This is a genomic window from Euhalothece natronophila Z-M001 (genome assembly GCF_007904085.1).
GTDB lineage: Bacteria > Cyanobacteriota > Cyanobacteriia > Cyanobacteriales > Rubidibacteraceae > Halothece > Halothece natronophila.
Genome location: NZ_CP042326.1, coordinates 1,014,690 through 1,033,448, shown reverse-complemented (window position 1 = coordinate 1,033,448; position 18,759 = coordinate 1,014,690). Strand labels below are relative to the sequence as shown.

Annotated in this window: 17 protein-coding genes and 1 tRNA gene; 12 read left to right on the top strand and 6 right to left on the bottom strand. The window is 41.0% G+C overall.

What is annotated here, in order from left to right:
- Positions 1–20: 20 nt before the first annotated feature.
- The 3 genes from FRE64_RS04880 to FRE64_RS04870 form a co-directional block, all read right to left on the bottom strand.
- Positions 21–1,469 (bottom strand): bifunctional orotidine-5'-phosphate decarboxylase/orotate phosphoribosyltransferase, encoded by a 1,449-nt coding sequence (locus FRE64_RS04880; RefSeq protein WP_146294924.1) that lies wholly within the window; start codon positions 1,467–1,469, stop codon positions 21–23.
- A gap of 212 nt (positions 1,470–1,681) precedes the next feature.
- Positions 1,682–2,032, bottom strand: a complete 351-nt coding sequence (locus FRE64_RS04875; protein WP_146294923.1) for a hypothetical protein — start codon at positions 2,030–2,032, stop codon at positions 1,682–1,684.
- 260 nt (positions 2,033–2,292) lie between these two features.
- Positions 2,293–2,913 (bottom strand): GNAT family N-acetyltransferase, encoded by a 621-nt coding sequence (locus FRE64_RS04870; protein WP_146294922.1) that lies wholly within the window; start codon positions 2,911–2,913, stop codon positions 2,293–2,295.
- Positions 2,914–3,134: 221 nt separating this feature from the next.
- Between FRE64_RS04870 and FRE64_RS04865 the strand changes: the two genes are divergently transcribed.
- The 5 genes from FRE64_RS04865 (at position 3,135) to FRE64_RS04845 (ending at position 7,861) form a co-directional block, all read left to right on the top strand.
- Positions 3,135–4,055 carry a PhnD/SsuA/transferrin family substrate-binding protein gene (locus tag FRE64_RS04865; RefSeq protein WP_146294921.1) on the top strand — a complete coding sequence of 307 codons (921 nt, stop codon included), beginning with the start codon at positions 3,135–3,137 and terminating at the stop codon, positions 4,053–4,055.
- Positions 4,056–4,142: 87 nt separating this feature from the next.
- Complete coding sequence (phnC, locus tag FRE64_RS04860) at positions 4,143–4,949, top strand: phosphonate ABC transporter ATP-binding protein (protein ID WP_146294920.1); 807 nt, start codon at positions 4,143–4,145, stop codon at positions 4,947–4,949.
- Complete coding sequence (gene phnE / locus FRE64_RS04855) at positions 4,946–5,761, top strand: phosphonate ABC transporter, permease protein PhnE (protein WP_222597861.1); 816 nt, start codon at positions 4,946–4,948, stop codon at positions 5,759–5,761. The genes phnC and phnE overlap by 4 nt, the downstream gene beginning before the upstream one ends.
- 13 nt (positions 5,762–5,774) lie before the next feature.
- Positions 5,775–6,545 carry a class I SAM-dependent methyltransferase gene (locus FRE64_RS04850; protein WP_146294919.1) on the top strand — a complete coding sequence of 257 codons (771 nt, stop codon included), beginning with the start codon at positions 5,775–5,777 and terminating at the stop codon, positions 6,543–6,545.
- Complete coding sequence (locus FRE64_RS04845) at positions 6,542–7,861, top strand: class I SAM-dependent methyltransferase (RefSeq protein WP_146294918.1); 1,320 nt, start codon at positions 6,542–6,544, stop codon at positions 7,859–7,861. Before FRE64_RS04850 ends, FRE64_RS04845 begins: the two co-directional genes overlap by 4 nt.
- 3 nt (positions 7,862–7,864) lie before the next feature.
- Here the strand turns inward: FRE64_RS04845 and FRE64_RS04840 are convergent, their stop codons facing one another.
- A complete protein-coding gene (locus FRE64_RS04840) occupies positions 7,865–9,931 on the bottom strand; it encodes a DNA phosphorothioation-associated putative methyltransferase (protein WP_146294917.1) in 2,067 nt (688 codons plus the stop codon).
- Positions 9,932–10,087: 156 nt separating this feature from the next.
- Here FRE64_RS04840 and FRE64_RS04835 point away from each other — a divergent pair, with 156 nt between their 5' ends.
- Positions 10,088–13,054 (top strand): plasmid replication protein, CyRepA1 family, encoded by a 2,967-nt coding sequence (locus FRE64_RS04835; RefSeq protein WP_146294916.1) that lies wholly within the window; start codon positions 10,088–10,090, stop codon positions 13,052–13,054.
- Here the strand turns inward: FRE64_RS04835 and csaB are convergent.
- Positions 13,051–14,100 carry a polysaccharide pyruvyl transferase CsaB gene (gene csaB / locus FRE64_RS04830; RefSeq protein ID WP_146294915.1) on the bottom strand — a complete coding sequence of 350 codons (1,050 nt, stop codon included), beginning with the start codon at positions 14,098–14,100 and terminating at the stop codon, positions 13,051–13,053. The two genes, FRE64_RS04835 and csaB, sit on opposite strands and share 4 nt — an antisense overlap.
- 53 nt (positions 14,101–14,153) lie before the next feature.
- On the opposite strand from csaB, the gene FRE64_RS04825 reads away from it, so the two are divergent.
- The 6 genes from FRE64_RS04825 to FRE64_RS04800 all read left to right on the top strand — a co-directional run bounded on the left by FRE64_RS04825 (position 14,154) and on the right by FRE64_RS04800 (position 17,710).
- The gene (locus FRE64_RS04825) at positions 14,154–15,014 is read left to right on the top strand and encodes a class I SAM-dependent methyltransferase (protein ID WP_146294914.1); all 861 of its coding nucleotides are present in this window, start codon (positions 14,154–14,156) and stop codon (positions 15,012–15,014) included.
- 2 nt (positions 15,015–15,016) lie between these two features.
- A complete protein-coding gene (locus FRE64_RS04820; RefSeq protein ID WP_146294913.1) occupies positions 15,017–15,730 on the top strand; it encodes an HAD family hydrolase in 714 nt (237 codons plus the stop codon).
- Between the two features lie 2 nt (positions 15,731–15,732).
- Positions 15,733–15,805 (top strand) — tRNA-Ala (locus FRE64_RS04815).
- Positions 15,806–15,987: 182 nt separating this feature from the next.
- On the top strand, positions 15,988–16,173 hold the full coding sequence (locus tag FRE64_RS04810; protein ID WP_146294912.1) for a type II toxin-antitoxin system HicB family antitoxin: 186 nt from the start codon (positions 15,988–15,990) through the stop codon (positions 16,171–16,173).
- Positions 16,174–16,287: 114 nt separating this feature from the next.
- On the top strand, positions 16,288–17,181 hold the full coding sequence (locus FRE64_RS17395; RefSeq protein ID WP_186708975.1) for an AAA family ATPase: 894 nt from the start codon (positions 16,288–16,290) through the stop codon (positions 17,179–17,181).
- A 16-nt stretch (positions 17,182–17,197) separates the two neighbouring features.
- Positions 17,198–17,710, top strand: a complete 513-nt coding sequence (locus tag FRE64_RS04800) for a hypothetical protein (RefSeq protein WP_146294911.1) — start codon at positions 17,198–17,200, stop codon at positions 17,708–17,710.
- 159 nt (positions 17,711–17,869) lie between these two features.
- Here FRE64_RS04800 and FRE64_RS04795 read toward each other — a convergent pair whose 3' ends face one another.
- Positions 17,870–18,745 (bottom strand): MBL fold metallo-hydrolase, encoded by an 876-nt coding sequence (locus tag FRE64_RS04795; RefSeq protein ID WP_146294910.1) that lies wholly within the window; start codon positions 18,743–18,745, stop codon positions 17,870–17,872.
- Positions 18,746–18,759: the final 14 nt, after the last annotated feature.

Sequence of the window (18,759 nt, the reverse complement as noted above, 5' to 3'; positions counted from 1 at the left end):
GGCTGACAAATCATAAATAACTAGTTGTCTTCAACTTTCAATAGTTCATATTGTTGCTGATTAATTCTTCCAGCATCGTATAAGGTTTCCGTAATCTCAGAAATGGTTAAAACAGAATGGGCGCGATAACCGTCTTGTTTCATGCGCTCTTTAACCCCTTTTTCATGATCAATAAACACAACAATATCTTCCACATTTAAACCTTGCGAGATAATTTTTTCTGCAGCTTCGATCGCGCTTTTACCACTAATTAAAATATCATCAATCATCACCACCGTTTCCCCTGCTTCAAAATAGCCTTCTATCACTCGTCGCGTTCCGTGGGCTTTCACTTCTTTTCGGGGATAAATCATGGGATAATGGAGGCGGATCGATAAGCCAGTGGCAGTAGGAAGTGCGCCATAAGGAATCCCTGCAATGCGATCAAAATTGAGGGGTTCTAGAATAGCAGAATAGGCATTTAAAACTGTTTGAAACACTTGCGGCTGGGAAATAATTTTTCTCAGGTCGATATAATAGGGAAGTTTTTGTCCTGATGCTTGTAAATAATCCCCAAATAAAATACACCCGAGGTCATAAAGTTGTAAAATTAAATCTTGATTAGGATGTTCATCCAGTAAACAAACATCACTTGTCCAAATCTGACAAAAATGATTGCTTTCCGAAACATTTTGACGGATGTCATTAATATTTTGATTTAAATTTGTAACCGCTTCTGCTAAATTTTCTTGAGTTAAAAAATCTTGCGGAACTGGAATTAATAACCCATTTCCTGTCTGATTTAAGCCAGATGCTATAATGGAGGTCGTCTCTCTAGATTGCCACAAACTACGGGCAAGAATAAACCGTTCTGGGGCATTTTCTCGCACCTGTTTTAAGGTATTTGCATCATAAGTGCCAACTTCTAAAGCAATTTGTTCAGGTGGCCCCCAATTACGAACTTCTTTCACTAATTCTAAATAAAGGGGAGAGTCTGAGTTGGGATAATTTTGGATGACCGATGCTGTGGGATTAGAGGTGCAACAGGTGACAAAGACCATTTTATCAGAATGAAGGAGGAAAGGGGCAACTTGATCTTGTCCCGAAAAGGGGTTAACAGTAATCGCATCTACGTTCCATTTTTCAAAAGCCGTTTCTGCGAAGAGGCTACTGGTATTTAAGTCGGCGTGTTTCGCATCAAGAATTACAGGAATTGAATCTGGAATAATCTGTAAAATTTCTTCTAAGAGTTCCATCCCTGCGCTTCCCATTGCTTGATAAAAGCCTAAAGTGGGTTTATAAGCACAAACTTTGTCTTGGGTTTGTTCAATAATCCCTTGCAACCATTCTCGATAACTTAGTTCCTGTGGACACATTTCTGGACTAGGATCAAGCCCAATGATGAGTAAACTATTATTTTGCGCGATCGCGCTTTCAAGACGGTGACAGTTGCTATCAAGTTCGCTTTCTAATGGTTTAAAAAAATTCATTCTCTTGCTAGTTGTTATTAGTTATTGGGCTACAAAGGACAAACCAAACTTCCCTCAAACCCTTATTAACTAAAGCTTTAGTGAGGGGGCGAAGGGGGGATCTACTGTAATTAAAAATGGTATCATGACATTGGGGATCGCTATAAAAAAACTCCTCACAGGTAATTCCTATGAGGAGCATTAGTTTGCAATTTCCAATCCGTTTTCATTAATTAATTGCTGTCTCTTTGGTCACTAAGCCCTTGTAGTTGTGAACTCACTGCATTGAGATAACCACTATCTTGTCGAGTATCTTGAGAAAGTCTTCCTTTGGCAATTGCCGCTTCCACTAAATCTTCGGCTTCAATTTGACTACGCTCGTATCCGTTGACTAAACCATTGAAACCAGATATCCCTTGGTCACTAAATTGACCTTGATAAGCCCCTTGTACCAAGTTAAAAGGTTGAATGTCATTATTATTGGTGCGAGTTTCGGGAGCAGCTGCCATTTCGCCAGCTAAAGCCGCAGGAGAGAGAGCAGCGAAAAATACGGTTACAGCACTACCAATTAAAAAGCGTTTCATGATTAAATTCTCCTTGATGGAATGTGTTTCTTGTTCGTTAATTCTTATAGTCGCCTCTGGTTCTAAGTAGAGACTGACTGAAACTTTAAAGGAGAATAATCATTGGCTGAGAAAACTGAGAAACGAGCAGTTAACAAGTCATAGTGCCATCGAAGCTGTTATCAGCTAGAGGAAACGATGTCACAGTTGGCGGGCGGAATCTGGATTCTAAAGTTTTTTGTAATTGTCTCTAGCGCCGAAGACTCTACCTAGGCAAAGATTCAAGCTGATAAGGCTAAAACCAAAGAACCAACTCTCCATCTTCCCAAGTTGATCACTTTCTCTTGCACAAACTGAAAGCCCATTGATTCATATAGTTTTTTAGCCCTCACATTCTCAACATCAACGCTGATATAAAGTGATCCTGAATAATTACTAGCTTCATCAATACAATTGGAAAGTAATTGTCTCCCAATCCCTTGATTGCGATATCTGGAAGTTACAGCTAAATTAGCGAGATAAAAGCTGCCCTCAGGATAATCTTGCTGTAAGACAAAAGGAAAAAGCAAGCGTTCGAGTAATCCCAACCGCAATTGTTGAGGGTAATTTAATCGTTTAAAGTCAGTATTGATCGATAGCTTTTTGGCAGGAATAATAATCGCTATTCCCACCACTTGTTTGCTTATTTGGGCAACACGAACATATTGATAGCTAAACTTATTCTCAGAACCTTGGACTAATTGAGTCAGATTCTGAGTCGCCTGAGAACCAAACATTAGAGAAAATAACTCGGGTGATGACGCATAAATTAAGTTAGCAACTTGTTCTGGATTATGCCGCTGCAAAGACATGGGGAGATAATCAACTTTTTCACCAGAGGGAGTAATGCCTTGAATTTCCATATTTTTCGCGATCGCGCTACTGAATCTTCTTTATAACAACAAAAAATACCAGAGCTAAACAATCATTTAACCGAAAATTAACATAACAATAAAACCTTCTTAACTTCTAGCTGTTAGCTTAAAAAACTGTGGAGCTACCTAGAAGCCAACTCAACTTAGTGTAATTAACACTGAAAAAATAATAATTTCTTAATTCTTACAAGAGAGGGGAAGTCAAAATTATGAATTTACATATTCAGTTAAAAACAAAACGGTTGGCAGCAGTTACCTCTGCTTTAGCCGTACTCATCGCCTCCTGTAATGGAGGTGGAACTGGTGGCGGTGAAATGACTGGCGCTGGTGGTGCTTGCCCAGATACCTTACGGTTCGCGGATACTGGCACAGAAGGGATGGAAGAACTGCGACGGGACTTTGAAGAATTTCAGTCCGTCATGGCAGAAATTTTAGAAGTTGAGTTTGAGTTCTTTGCTGTCTCTGACCGTACCATTGGAGCCGCCGCCGTTGATGCTGATCAAGTAGATATTCTGTTAGCTGGACCGGCTGAATATGTTGCCATCGGCTCACGAGTGGACATTAATCCTGTAGTGGGGATTCGTCGCCCTGGGTATAACTCTAACATTGTCGTCTTGCCTGATAGTGACATTGAAGATCCTGATGATCTACACGGTAAAGATATTGCGCTTAAAGATGCTGGCTCAACCAGTGGTCATATTGGCCCCCTTGCCCTAATTGAAGGAGAATTGGGGATCGACCCAGAAACAGAAGTCAATGCTCGTCTTTTAGGAGATGCCAGAATTGAAGCCTTTATTGCAGGGGATGTGGATGCCTTTGCCGCTGGAACCAGTGATATTCGTCGTCTTGATGAACGTTATGGTGAAGATTCTTATCGGATGCTGGTTGAAGGGCCGGATCTTCCTTCAGATGTAATTATGACCAGTGATCGCATCTCTGAAGAATGTAATGAGGAAATTTTAGAGCGAGTCCTTGACAATGAGGAGGAAGTTCTCGATGCGCTATTTGCCTCTGATGTAAAATATGAGGACTCGAGCTTGCATTCAGTAACAGACGATGAATATGACGTAATGAGAGACGCATTTCGCGCTGCTGGGTATAGCTTGGAAGACTTAGAAGACGAACTTTAAGTTAACCTGATTTGCCATTGCAATGGAGAGGAGGGATAACTCCTTTCTGTTGCTAATTCTATTGTCAATTTTTTATGGAGCTGAATTATGATTCCGCTTTCAATTCATCAAGTTAAGAAGCAGTATCCAGACGGAACGCAAGCTGTAAAAGGAGTGAGCTTTAATATTAACCCTGGTGAAGGAACAATTTTACTCGGATCAAATGGTTCAGGGAAAACTACCCTTCTGCGCTGTATGAATGGCTTAGAAACCGCAACTACAGGCAGCATCTATGTGGATGATATTGATGTGGTAGCAGCCAAGAAAAGGAAAGATCATCGCAAAATTAAACGGGTACGCCAACAGGTGGGAATGGTTTTCCAAAGGTTTGAACTAATTGGTAATTTAGGGGTTCTGCAAAATGTTCTCTTTGGCTCATTAGGACGGATTCGCAAGCCTTGGGAAATGTTTACCTCCACTGCCACTAAAGAAGAGCGCGATCGCGCTATGGAATGTTTAGACCGAGTCGGACTCAGTGATTATGCTGGGCAACGGGCAAGAAGTTTATCTGGCGGACAACAGCAACGAGTCGGAATTGCTCGGATGTTACTCCAAGAGCCACAAATTGTCCTCGCCGACGAACCCATTGCCAGTCTTGATCCCAAGTCAGGTCGGGAAGTGATGAACTTATTGTGGGAAATTGTTCGCGAACGAAACTTAACGGTGGTTTGCGCTCTGCACCAATTAGCCATTGCTCAAGAATACGGCGATCGCTTAATTGGAATGCGTCATGGGAATTTAGTGATGGATAGCGCAGAAAAATCAGTTTCAACAGAAGAATTGAATCACCTTTACGACGATGACGAGGAAGAAGAAGAAGCAACAGCAGCAGTGGAAGCGGAGATGACCTCATGACGAAAATGATTAGCACTCCAGAACGATTAAAGAGTAAACAGCCAAATCGCTTTCAGATGCCTTCTATTTCTTGGCTGATTGTCATTGCTATTATTTTGGGATTTTTCGCCCGTGGGGTTTACAGTGCTGAAATGACCCCAGGTCGGATTATTGCTGGTATTGGCAATATTGGGGAATTTATTGCCGAAGCAGTTCCTCCAGACTTGACGCGCTTTGAAAACTATTTCTGGGCAATTGTAGAAACCTTTGAAATGGCTTTAGTGGGAACAGTTGCTGGGGTAATTTTAAGTTTACCCGTTGCTCTGTTAGCCTCCGATAATACGACCCCGAATCAAGTGGTGCGTTTAGTCACTCGTAACCTCGTCGCAGCGGTGCGAACGATTCCCGAGTTAGTTTGGGCTTTAATTTTTGTCATTGCCATTGGTTTGGGGCCAGCAGCGGGGATTTTTACCCTTACCATTGATACCATTGGTTTCTGTGGTCGTTTCTTCTCAGAACGGATTGAGGAAATTCCCCCTGGTCCAGTGGATGCTTTGCGAGCAACGGGTTCGTCTCAATTCGGGATTACACTTGGGGCAATTTTTCCTGTGGCGTTCCCCTCAATGGTGGCGACCAGTTTGTATGCTCTGGAAAAAGCCATTCGCTCGGCAGTGATTCTTGGAATTGTTGGTGCTGGCGGTATTGGTGTGGAATTAGAAACCGCCATGACTATGTTCCGCTATGATGAAGCCCTAACGATTATTATTCTAATTTGGCTCGTGGTTTTAGGATCAGAGCAATTTTCCACTATTGTTCGCCGTCGCGTTATTTAATTCTTTTAATATTATGTCTGATCCCACTCCTCTTCATGATCAAAATCCTCTGGGGCGATTTTCCAGTCGCGCTGAAAATTATGCTCGATATCGTCCCACTTACCCAGAAACCGCGATCGCGCTGATTTTAGACAACTTAGGTGATCCCAGTGAGCTAGTGGCTGCGGATATTGGGGCTGGAACGGGAATTAGTAGCCGTTTACTTGCCGAGCAAGGGGTATCTGTTATTGCAGTTGAACCCAATGCAGAAATGAGAGAAGCGGCTGTCCCTCATCCCCAAGTCACTTTCCAAGATGGTAACGCCGAAGCCACAGGATTAGCTAATGAAAGTGTTGATCTCATCATTGCTTGTCAGGCTTTCCATTGGTTTGATCCTGAACCGAGTTTGCAAGAGTTTCATCGGATTCTGAAACCTAAAGGACGATTGGCTTTAATGTGGAATGATTGGGATGAATCGGATCAGTTTACAGCTACCTATCGCCAGCTAATTCGAGAAGCCTCAGGAAGGGCAGATGTCCATCATCAGCATGAACAAAATCTACCTCTGATTGAAGAAAGTGAACTCTTTGGGACATTACGTCATCACCGTTTTCCTTATCATCAAGTTTTAGATTGGCAAAGTTTACAGGGACGCGCCTTAAGTTTGTCTTATACGCCTCAAACAGGGGAAGCCCATGAGCAATTGATGGCAGACTTGCAGTTACTCCATGAACAGTGGAAAGGAGAGCGCGATCGCGTAGCAGTTTTGTACTATACAAATGTTTACATCACGGAAAAAGTATGACCGAAAGCATCCGAGAGCAGTTCAATTTTGGCCCCTATCCTCGTATTCCTTTTGAACAGTCCCCCCAATCTGATCCCACAGTTTTATGGACTCATAATTTAGTGACACCCTTCTATCTGCGCGATCGACAAGTGATTAATCCTGCTGACAAGGTGATACTCGATGTCGGTTGTGGCACAGGTTATGGCACATTGGCGCTTGCCCAAGCCAATCCTGAAGCAAAGGTAATAGGGATTGATCTCTCGGAAGAGTCGATTCAATGGGCGCGATCGCGCGTTGCCACTCACCACCGAGAGGACATTCAATTGCAAGTAATGGACTTACAATCCGTTTCTCGCCTCGGACTGACCTTTGATTATATTAATTGTGATGAGGTGTTTTATCTGTCTGATACCCCAGTTGCTGATTTTGAGGCACTCATGGCGGTGCTAAAACCAGATGGCATCATTCGGGCTAATTTTCACAGTGCTTACCAACGGGCTGATGTGTATCGTGGACAAACTGCTTTCCAAAAGTTAGGCTTATTTGATCACAATCCTGAAGCAGAAGAAATTAACACTGTGCAAGCAGTGATGAAATCTCTGAAGTCTTCAGTTAACCTTAAGTCTCGCACTTGGAAATCTGAGTATGAACAGCCTGATGCTACTGAAAATATTTTAATGAATTATCTTTTTCAGCGCGATCGCGGTTGTACGCTTTCTGATGTCTTCAGCTATCTGGAACAATCAGAATTAGAATTAATCAAGATGGTGAACTGGCATCAATGGCATTTATGGGACTTATTTAAAAACCCTGAGTCTTTCCCACCAGAAGTTGCCCAATTATTCTCAGAAGTTTCAGAAACCCAAAGATTAGAATTATTTGAACTGTTTCACCCCGTCCATCGGTTGTTAGACTTTTGGTGTAGCCGCCCTCAAACTGAAAAACCTCGTCCTATTTCCCAATGGCGGGTAGAGGATTGGGCTAAACAATGGTCAAAATTGCAAGTCTATCTCCATCCCCAACTCCGCACAGAAGAATTTCGAGAGGCTTGTATCAATAGTATTCGCTCCCAAAAACCCCTAGCACTAACTAACTATCTCAACCCGTATCTTAATTATCCTGTAGTTGTTGATACTTCCACTCTGAATTGCTTACTACCCTTAATTGAAAATAGTCCTCAATCTTTACACAGCCTATTAAAACGTTGGTTAGAACTTTCTCCTCGTGATCCCATCTCTCTTGAACCGATTTTACCCGAACAAGCCCTTGCAGAACTCAAAAATATTCTCACTCGTTTAGAGGTATTTCTGTATGTTTTGGTGGCAGAAAGTTAATGATCATTGAGATTTTTTCTGCTGTCTTCGTCGTTGTTGTACTTGGCTTTTCAGAATTTTAAGACGATAGAGGTCAAGATCTTTTCGCCAACGGAGATGATGATTTTTTAGTTCTGCTCCATGCTCCTCTAGACATTTTAACCAACCCCTGCGATCGCGAATCGCTTTAAAATCATCTAATAATCCCCAATCTCGTTCTTGTTGAGTTAAGCGGGCAAATTTCTCATAAAGGGGATAATCAGAACTAACTAATTTATCCTTTTCGTGTAAAAGCGGTGGATTATTTTGATTATATTCAGTGTAATAAACATTTAAATCTCCTAAATTAATCTCCATTTTTGCTTTTAACGGCGGATGAGGATCTCTATCAAATTCGGGATAAGATAAATAAGCAATTTTCGGTTTTGCGAGATAAAACTGAATCACCGTAACATTTTCTAAGCGTCCAACAGTACGACTGGCACAAGCCTCATAAAGCCTTAATAAAGGATCTAATTCTTCTAGACTGCTAATATGAACAAGGAGACTTTTACTCAGTTTTAAGCCAATTTTGCTTTCTCGACATAACTGTTCAATGACTTCTTGATCACTTAAACTAAAAAGCATGGCTTCAGCTTCAGCGCAGGCTTGCTTAAAGGAACCAAAAAGCCCTTTGATATCTTGGCGTACAGTAGCCGAAAAGTCTTTAAATTTAGGACGATGCGTAAGTAAAGCAGTGGCTAAATAGAGTTTTAGTTCTTCGCTACGCTGTTGTGTGATCGCGTTCCAGTCTTCTTGGTTTGTCGCTTGTAAAATCACCTTAAAAGCCCTCCGTAATCCCCCTAATTCAGCTTTAATTTGGGATTCTTCAGGGAGTTCTCCTTTGGCGGGTAAACGTCCCCGTTCCGTCATAAAATCCATAAGGGGAGTTAATAAAGTCTGATAGTCTTCAAAGCGACGGACTCGTTTTTGTAAACGGGGAGTTTTGGCGTGAGAACGAAATCGACTGGCGCGAAATGTTTCCGCTTGTCTGGAATCTCGAAAGACTAAATAAACCCCTAAGCCAATGGGTAATGCATCAACCCCTAAAACTTGATCAATATAGGCTTTGAGTTCTTCTTGTTCGTAGTATTTTTGAAAGGTATTACGCCGCGTAATTACCCCATCCCCATAGGCTACTTGTCTGTTGCTAGAATCGTTAATTAGGACTTGCGCCGAAACAATTAAAACCCGACGCGTGAGTTTCCAAGCATTAATTAGGGCTTCTCGTCTTTCTTGAGTGTCTTCAATAACGTTAATGACATAACCCAAATTGACAATATCAGCTTCAACTAAGGGGGTGTCAGGAGAGTAATAGGGATCCCAGCCACGACTGTCATATCCTTTTTCTGCAATGCGTTCAATATCTCCCCCATATCCACAACCGTAGTCAAAGAAAGTGGTTCCTTCTGTAAATAATTCTGCTTCTAAAGCAACTCGAACCGGACGAGAGATTTGATGACGAACAATGGCTGCTTTGTGGCGTTCAATTTTGGGCTTTTTCTGGTGGGTGGCTTGATGAGAAATCACTTGATGACCTTGGATTTCTACAGCGCGATCGCGCAATTTTTGTTCCCATTCCCGTTGAGTTCCAATGTAGCGAGATTGAGTTAATAATCCGAGGGCTTTTTCTTGTTGAGTCAGTTGGACAAATGTTTGATAATAGGGATACTCTGGCGTGACAAAGGTTTCTTTGCGATGGAGAATGGGAGGGTTTACTGTATCGTGATAGCTACGATAACTCACCTCAAGGGTCACTAAGTTTACCTGTAAGCTAGCTTTTAGGGGAGGATGGGCAACGCGATCAAAGTCGGGATAAAATAGGTAAGAAATCTTCGGCTCACTAAAGCTGTACTTAATTAGGGTTGCCTCTGCAATGTCTTTTTCCACCACTGAGCGCGCCTTCTGTTCATAGGCTTGTAACGTTTCGCAAAGGGCAGGTAAGGCACTGACATGGACATAAAAGGCATTAGGAAGCTGTTTTCCCACTGAAGTTTCCCGAGATAATCTGATAAGTTCATTTAGCCAGGTTTCCTGATCCAATTGAGTCATATCTGATGAAATTAATAAGATGATTCCTGATGAGCTATTCCTTGATCCACCCTTTTAAATAGCTTATCGAAGTTGGTTACACAAGTAATTAATCATTCTTCCAGAAAAAATCGAGGCTTGTTATAGTAGTGACTCCGTTGTTATCTTGCCACTGCTATGACTGATTGGACTCCTTTTCAGCCTGTTCCCCATGCGAGCGCGATCGCGGCTTGTTTGAAACAAATCCCCTCCCATTGGAGTTTAACCCCTCTCTGGGAAAAACGTCCTTATCGCGAAGGATGGCAACAAGAACCCTTTATCCCCCACCAAGAGATTGCGAGGCTATTACAGGAGGGAGAACAACGGGTTAGTAAGCGCACTGGTCAACCCTATCATGCTTTTTGTTCGGGCTATGGGTTAAGATTAGGAGATCCCTCTGAGGGGCTGCTCGCTGTTGATATTGATGGCAGCAGCGCTGACCGATTATTAAAGGCTTTAGCCCAAGAGTCACTGCCAGAAACGGTAACTTGGACATCGGGAAAACCCGGTCGCCGCCAACTGCTTTATCAAATTCCTCAAGCCTATCGAGAGAGGTTACAGTCCTTTCGACGGAAAACCTTGACGGAATGGGAGACGGTGACAACCTGTGCAGGGGAATTACTGGAATTTCGTTATAATCAGCATCAATCAGTGTTACCGCCGTCCTTTCATCGGCAAACTGGGGAGTATCGGTGGTTGCTGTCGCCTGAAGACCAAGAAATCGCGATCGCGCCCACTTGGCTGTGTGAATTTCTAGACCCAACCTATTCTCCACAAGGCAAAACCAAATCTCCTGCTTCTGGAAGCGGGATACGCTCAATCTACACTGGAGTTACGGGGAATAGTCAATTAAGCCAAATTATTGATAAAGCAACCAGTCGCCTTAGCCTAGAAGAAATTTATCACTGGTCAGGACATCAATTTCAGGAAATCGGGGAAACATGGCGCGGTTATTGCCCAAGACATCAATCGCAAAGTGGAACGGCGTTTACCGTAAATCGTCACACAGGAGAATGGTATTGCTTTGGCTGTGAAGTGGGGGGCGGGGCGTTACAATATCGCCACTTTTTACAGGGGGGAAATGGACTCCCTAGAGGGAAAACCGTGCAGACGTTAGCCACCGAATTAGCCACGGAAGCAGGGTTAGATCCCCATCTCGCTACACCTCATCAAACCTATGAAGCAACCGAGATCATTAATCAACCTTATTTTAATTGGGAAACTCCCTCCGAAGGCACTCTCATGGCCGTTAAATCAAGGTTAGGCAGTGGGAAAACCACTTGGTTAGCGCAAGTTGTGGCGGAACTCAGAGACGAAGGCTGGTTAGCCCTCGGACATCGCAATTCCCTCTTACTCCAGTCTTCTCAGCGTTGGGGCTTTGTTCATCTCCAAACCGAACAAGCCTTTGATCTCATTAACGTTCCCAATTCCCAGCTTGCCCTATGTGTGGATAGTTTACACCATTTTTCTCCTGAAGCCTTTGCCGGTAAAAATATCATTCTTGATGAAGCTATAGCTGTGGTGACTCATCTTTTAACGGGCGACACGCTAAAACAGAAGCGAGACAAAATTCTCCAACGCTTTGGGGAAGCCCTTCAACAAGCAAAACGGATTTTTTGTTTAGATGGGATGTTAACAGATTGGTGTGTGGACTATCTTTATCAGTTAGCCGGACGCGATCGCCCTTTGATTAAAGTGGAAAATTGTTATCAAGGGACACCCTTACAAGTGAAGTTTCTCCAAGATACGTATGATGAAAAAGGAAACAAAAAACGCAGCGATCGCTCTGCCTTATTACAACAATTGTGGCTATCATCAAAGCCAGTTATCTGTACTGATAGTCAACTGGAAGCAGAAGCCTTAGATCAACTTTTAGCCGACACTGGAAAGCAGGGAATACGGATTGATTCTAAAACCATTTCCGAGCCTGAAATTCAAACCTTTCTCAAATCTCCTAATCAGTATATTACCACTCACTGCCCTGATTATTTAATTTATACCCCGGCTGCGGAGGCGGGAATTGATATTAGTCTCAAGAACTATTTTAGTGATCAATTTTGTCTCTTTTTTGGCGTTCTCCAAACCAATGCTCAATTACAAATGATGAGTCGGTTACGAGATGTGGATGTTACTCGCTGGCTTTGGTGTTCTCATTATGGGCAACTCAATAAGCAAACAGTTCAGTTTCAATTTCCAGAACCATTATTGGAAGCAATTCAATCGTTAATCTTAAAAACAGGAAATACGCTTTTAGCAGGTGACGATACTACAGCAGTGGTAGAAGAATTTATTAAAGAGGTGACAGATGCAACGCAAGATAATCATCATCAAACATTTTGTATTTTAAGAGCGATTCATAATCATCAACAGTCTTATCTTTGGGAATCTTTGTATCAAATTTTGCTTCAGGAAGGTCATGAAGTGGAATTAGTTACCTTAGATAGATCTTCCGATGCGAAACAACAGGAAAAAGAAGCAAAAGAGGCGATTAAATTAAAAAATGCAGAGACAATTTATCAAGGAAAAACACAACAGGGTAAACTTGAACAAGAATTACTAAAAAAACAACTTCCTAATATCGAAAAAAGTTCTATTTGGACACCCCATTTTATTAAAAAAGTTTTTTATGATGATCGCGATTTTATTACAAAACAAGAACGATTGTGGTTGATTTATCATCCCGAAATTGCTCAGGAGATGATGCAGTCTTTTTGGTATTCAGGAATTGAACCTAATTTAAGTTCAAAGGTGTATCAACAGTTATCTCTGATTCAAGGATTAATTAGCCTCAATTTACCTCCTTTATTAGCGTCTGAAAAATGTTGGACAAATCACTCTCCAGAATTACAACAGTTGCAACATAAAATTCAAGAAACTACTTTAGCTTCGACAGTAAAAGTAACAGCTAAACAAGCAACACCGATTCAGGTATTTCGTCACGTTTTACGGTTAGTTGGTGTTAAATTAACTCGTCAAAACGGGGGGTATTATATTCTGGGAAAACAATGGCAAGAACCTGAACGCTTGGCGGTTTTAGCTTGTTTAGATCGACGTTTCTCCCTCTTTAAAAAGGACTACCCTGCTGTTTCCACAAAATGGCGTTAGCAATGGGTTAATAACTCTTGGTGCATAAAAGCGCGATCGCGCTGCGATTGAATTTGATCAGGGGTTAAAGCCTCTCCATTGGCATAATGTTCGATCCAAGCCTTAGTAATGACTTTGGGATCATCAGGAATCTCTCCCATCTCCCATCCTGGCATTTCCCACTCACTCATGAGTTCCTTAATTTTGGGATCATAACTCAGGGCAAAACAGCGACACTCTTCCGAAGCTGCAAGAATTAAACTGTGATAGCGCATTCCAATTGCCATTTCTACGCCACGAAATAGCGTTTTTAAGCGAGTGGGAGATTCATTTTTAATCACGGCTTTCGGTTGCGGAATTTGATCTGCTATCGCTTCTGCTATCGGGTGATCTTTCGGTTGAAAGGGAACCAGTAAAATGCAAGTATCGGTGGCTTTTTGTAAGGAAATTAGGGCAGTGGTTAAGTCTCTAATTTTTCCTGTGGTGAGTTGAGGGTGTTCTCGTAAAGTAACGGCAATACGGGGAGCTGGTAATTTCCATAATTCGGGGAAAGGTTCTCGATCTAACGCCCAAACGGGATCAGGGGCAATGAGAGGCGATAATCCCCAATTACTTAATAACTCTGCTGAAGCGCGATCGCGCACACTAATGCTATCACATCCCATTAAGGCTTTGCGAGTAATCCAGCGAGACAAGGGAAACCGTAGTGGGCCCACCCCTTGCGCCCATGCGATACTTTTTAAGCCTCGTTGTTGCGCTAGCGCCATTAATCCCCCATAATAAATCGGGTTACGGAAACTGGTAGCATCTTGCATTAAACTTCCCCCTCCCCAAATAAAGAGATCTCCCTGCTTTAGCGCGTCTAAAATGGAAAAAGCGGAACGATTGGGAAGTGCCTCGACTTGTAACTGTTCCCGAGTTTGTTGGGGATTACCTGATAAGACTAATGGTTTAATGTGAGAGGGAAGCATGGCAAGTAAACTCATTAACAGTGCGTCATCACCAACATTATTTTGTCCGTAATAGCCACAGATAATTGCTTTTTGAGTAACTGATGTTTTTGGCATAGACGAGTCGTTAAAATTGATTCAAAGCCGATCTTGGATGGATAAGAGAGAAAATGACGACACGCACTGATACCCTGTGGGAACAATTTTTAAGCCCGATTTTTAGTCACCTCATTGACCAAGAACAACTGAAGCAGTTAAAAGATAGTATTAATTGGGAACAAGAGCGCGATCGTCTTGCTAACTCTAATCTAGAATATCCGAATTACTACCAATCGCAAAACTTTCATGGTATTTCTGGGGGATATCTTACCCCTGACGCAGCTGTTAGCTATGATCCCATTACCCAATACTTCGTTCCTCCCAATGAAACATGGGTGCGAGAAGATGCGATTAAATTGGTACAAGGAGAACCCAGACGCATTTTAGATTTAGGCTGTGGTACCGGATCAACCACCGTTTTACTGCAAGAAAAGTTCCCAAACGCCCAAGTCATTGGTTTAGATTTATCGCCGTATATGCTGATTATGGCGCAACGGAAAGCAAAAGGGCTTCCGATTCAATGGTGTCATGGTAAAGCAGAAGATACAGGGTTACAGGGAGAAAGTTTTGATCTCGTTACCGCCTCCCTTCTTTTCCATGAAACTCCTGTAACTATCAGTAAAGCGATTCTGCGAGAGTCTTTTCGGTTACTCAAAGGCGGCGGACAATTTTTATTGCTTGACGGTAATCAAAATACCTTGCGTTTTGCTGATTGGTTGACTAATATCTTTGAAGAGCCTTATATCCAAGAGTATGCCCAAGAAAATGTGGAGACTTGGTTAGAAAACGCGGGATTTGAAGCAACTGCAACCCATACCATTTGGGGAGTTCATCAAGCCAATGTCGGCATTAAACCGCTTCCAGTATCCTCTCCTGCTACGGTAAGGGAAGAAACAAACGAGGATATACCTGTAAACCCTGCACCAGCTTAAAGATGAGTTTAAAAGCAGTCTTATTTGATTTTAATGGCGTAATTATTAATGATGAGTCTCTTCATCAAGAATTAATTGAAGAGATTTTATTGGGAGAAAATTTACGTCCTGATGCCAAAGAACATAATGAGGTATGCTTAGGACGCAGCGATCGCGCTTGTTTAGCTAGTATTTTAGAGCGTCGTGGTCGCGTTGTCACCCAAGAGTATCTCGAACAACTGTTAGAGAAAAAAGCCACAAAATATCGTCAAACTTTAGAAGCCCAAGAAGAGTTACCTATTTATCCCGGAATTGAATCCTTTATCCGTGATTTATGGGGGAGTGGTTTAATATTAGCCCTTGTCACTGGGGCACGACGACAGGATGTAGAATACATTTTAGAACGGCTGAAAATTAGTAATGCCTTTGCTGTGATTATTACCAGTGATGACATTACAGCCAGTAAGCCTGATCCTGAAGGGTATCTCACGGCGGTTGAAAAATTAAACCAGCAATATGCAGATTTAAACTTAAAGCCAGAAAACTGTCTGGTGATCGAAGATACTCCCAGTGGAATTGAAGCAGCGAAACGAGCGCAAATGCAGGTGGTAGGCGTTGCTAATACTTATCCCTTCCACATGATTCAACGCCAAGCAGATTGGAGTGTTGATTATTTGCAAGAATTAGAAATCGAACGAGTCAAACAACACTTTGCAGATGTTACCATAGAAAGCTGATCGGGGAATTAGCTCAGTTGGTAGAGCGCTGCGATCGCACCGCAGAGGTCAGGGGTTCGAGTCCCCTATTCTCCATTTAATAATTAGGGTTTGTTGAAAAAAGCGCGATCGCGCAAATTACTCAACCAACGCTAGTTTTAATGGGAGACACCGCTTCTAGTATTAGTAAAGAAGGATGGGGATGATGCTAAACCTTATCAAGAAAAAGAGGTCAAACAACCGATCAAACTCATTAAACAACAGTCTGGAGAAGAAAAATGAATGATCTTAGATATCAAATGCTCATTGTTTGGTCAGAAGAAGACAACTGTTATCTTGTTCATCTTCCCAATTTTCCTGAACAAACTTATCGAACTCACGGAAACAGCTACGAAGAAGCCGCTAAAAATGGTCAAGAAGTGTTAGAACTTTTACTTGAGGAAGATGATTTGCTTATGGTATAGGTCACTCTTAATCGCTTTATTATAAAATAATTTACAAATTCTCGATCATTAATCCCCCATTAGTGAAAAATAGTTATCATTGATGGTCAAATCAAGTAAGGGGAGATAATTAGTATGTCTGAATTTCGGTGTGTTAAATGCGGTTCTGATAATATCCAAATTGTACGCGGTATATTTGAAAGTGGAACAGAAGCTGAATATAAAGAAAAAAATGACTTTACTAAAAATCCAACTATTAGTGAATTATTAACAGAAAATAAAAATGTAGTTATTAAGTCACAAACCCGTTTGGCAGAAAGATTAGGTGAAATTTATGTCAAAGAACCTAGAGACACTGAATTAAATGATTTTATAAATTTAGAAATTTATGGTGCGAAAAGAAATAAAAAAAGCGAATTAGACACAAAAATAAAAACACTTGAAGAAGAACTAGAAAATATTGAGAAATTAAAAGAAAAAGTAAAAAAACAACAGGAAATAATACCGGCTCCTTTATTAGCTTTATTTTATATTTTATTATTTTTTGGTTTGCTATATTATGTGACTTCGTTAGGAGAAAATATTGGTGGTTTGTTGGGCGTTATTGTTTTTATAATATTATTAATAGTAGGCTCTTTTTTGATAGCCTTTTTCATGGCATTATATATAGACAGCGAAAGAAAAAAAAGAAAAAAGACAAATGACGAAAAAAAATTAGAGAAAATAAAGGCTGAAGGAAGAGAAAAGAAAATAAATGATGAAATAGATAGATTAAAAATAGAAATAGAAAACATAGATGAGGAAATAGCAGAAATAGAAAAAGAAGCAAAAATAAAACAAGATAAATTTAAGCGAACATCCCGAGAAGAAATAAAAAGGCAAAACAAAGAAAAAGAGAAAATTTGGTCTAATCTTTTTTATTGCCATCGTTGTGATACAGTAATGGATTTAGATCATGGTGTTTATGATCAACCTGAAAATATCAATAACTTAGTTGACAAAATATACAAAGATGTTAGTGATTTGTAATTTAAAAAAAACAATAATGAATGTGGCTCGTATTTTTAACGCTATAAGTATAGTAGAAAAAATCACAGCTTATCTTGGGGTGGTTGAATCAATAGACAAAAAAATTGACAAATTAGGAAAGGCAAAACTTGATTCTGGTATAAGAGCATTAAAACAAGCAAAAAATGCACCAGAACAAGAAAGACCTAATCTAGTTCGTGAAGCTAGAAGTAAATTTAATGAAGCAATAACTATTGAAGAACAAGAAAGACTAGCATTTGCTTACTTAGGTCTTGCTTTTTGTCATAATTATTTTGACGATCATTTTAACTGTAAAGATGCTTTAACCCAAATACTTGATATTGATGACTCTTATAAAAAAGAAAAAGTTTTAATTGGGGGATTAAAAACAGCGAATTTAGTGAATGTGGGATTTTATCTTTTTGGTAATCCCTTAATTGAGAAACTAGAGCAGGAACTACATGAAAGAGAACGTCAACTAAAACAACTAAAGTCATTAATACATGAATACTTAAAAACAACAGGTTAATTAAGTCAAGCAAGTAAGGATTTGGCTTGTGTATTTGTGTTAATGCGTTAATGCGCTTCTAGTAATATAGACAATAATCTACTAATTCTATCTTCTCCTCAATATCTCGAAACCCTTGTGATTTTTTGTTGTCTTCTTGAGATAGAAACGGTGATAAGATTAAGCCACTGTTGGCATCCAAGTGATACATTTTTGTAACTGCTGTTGCATGGTTTCAGGATCAGCATGATAGCGTCGCCCATGTCCGGGTAATACCCACTCAAAAGAATAGTGAGTTAACTTTTCCATAGACTGTTGTAATTCTTCCCATGAGTACCAACAAACGCGACGGAAAGCAATTAGCTGTTGTAAGGAATCAGACCAAGCAAGGTGATCTCCTGTAAAGAGAAATTTATTGCGATAGAGTAATACTGTGTGTCCTTTGGTATGCCCAGGTACGGGAATAATTTTTAAGTCAGGCGCAAGGGAGATCGGATCATTCCCAGTGAGTTTAATTTCTACATCTTCGGTGTCGGCGGTAATTTCATCTTCATGTAAAGCGCGATCGCAGTGAAAATGTTCCTGAAACTTACGATGATCGGCCACATCATCTTGGTGCGTCAAATACATTAAATCCACGCCGCCCATTTTCTCTAATTGTTTTACTAATGGCGGCGCAAATCGAGGAGAATCCACTAAAATATTCCCTTCTCGGCGTTGAATTAAATAACTGGTTGCACCAAAAGAGGATTCTGCATGATAGCCACAATGATAAATTTCTTCTGTAATAGGAAGGGGGAAACTTTCTTGGGCTTTTTTAATATCTTTTGGTTTCTCTTTCGTCCCAATTGAAGCGGTGGGACAGGCTAAGAGGGCTTGCAAAGATTGTAACCTTTCTGCTTCGGTTTGGGGTTGATGATAAACTGCTGACTGTCCATCTTGACGATTAAAAACGGTGGGAGTCATCCAGCGACAAGTATCACAGTCAATACAACTACTATCGACAAAAAATTCTCCGGGGGTATTTTGAGGGCGTTTTTCCTGAAGGCTAGCCATGTTTTTCACCTGAT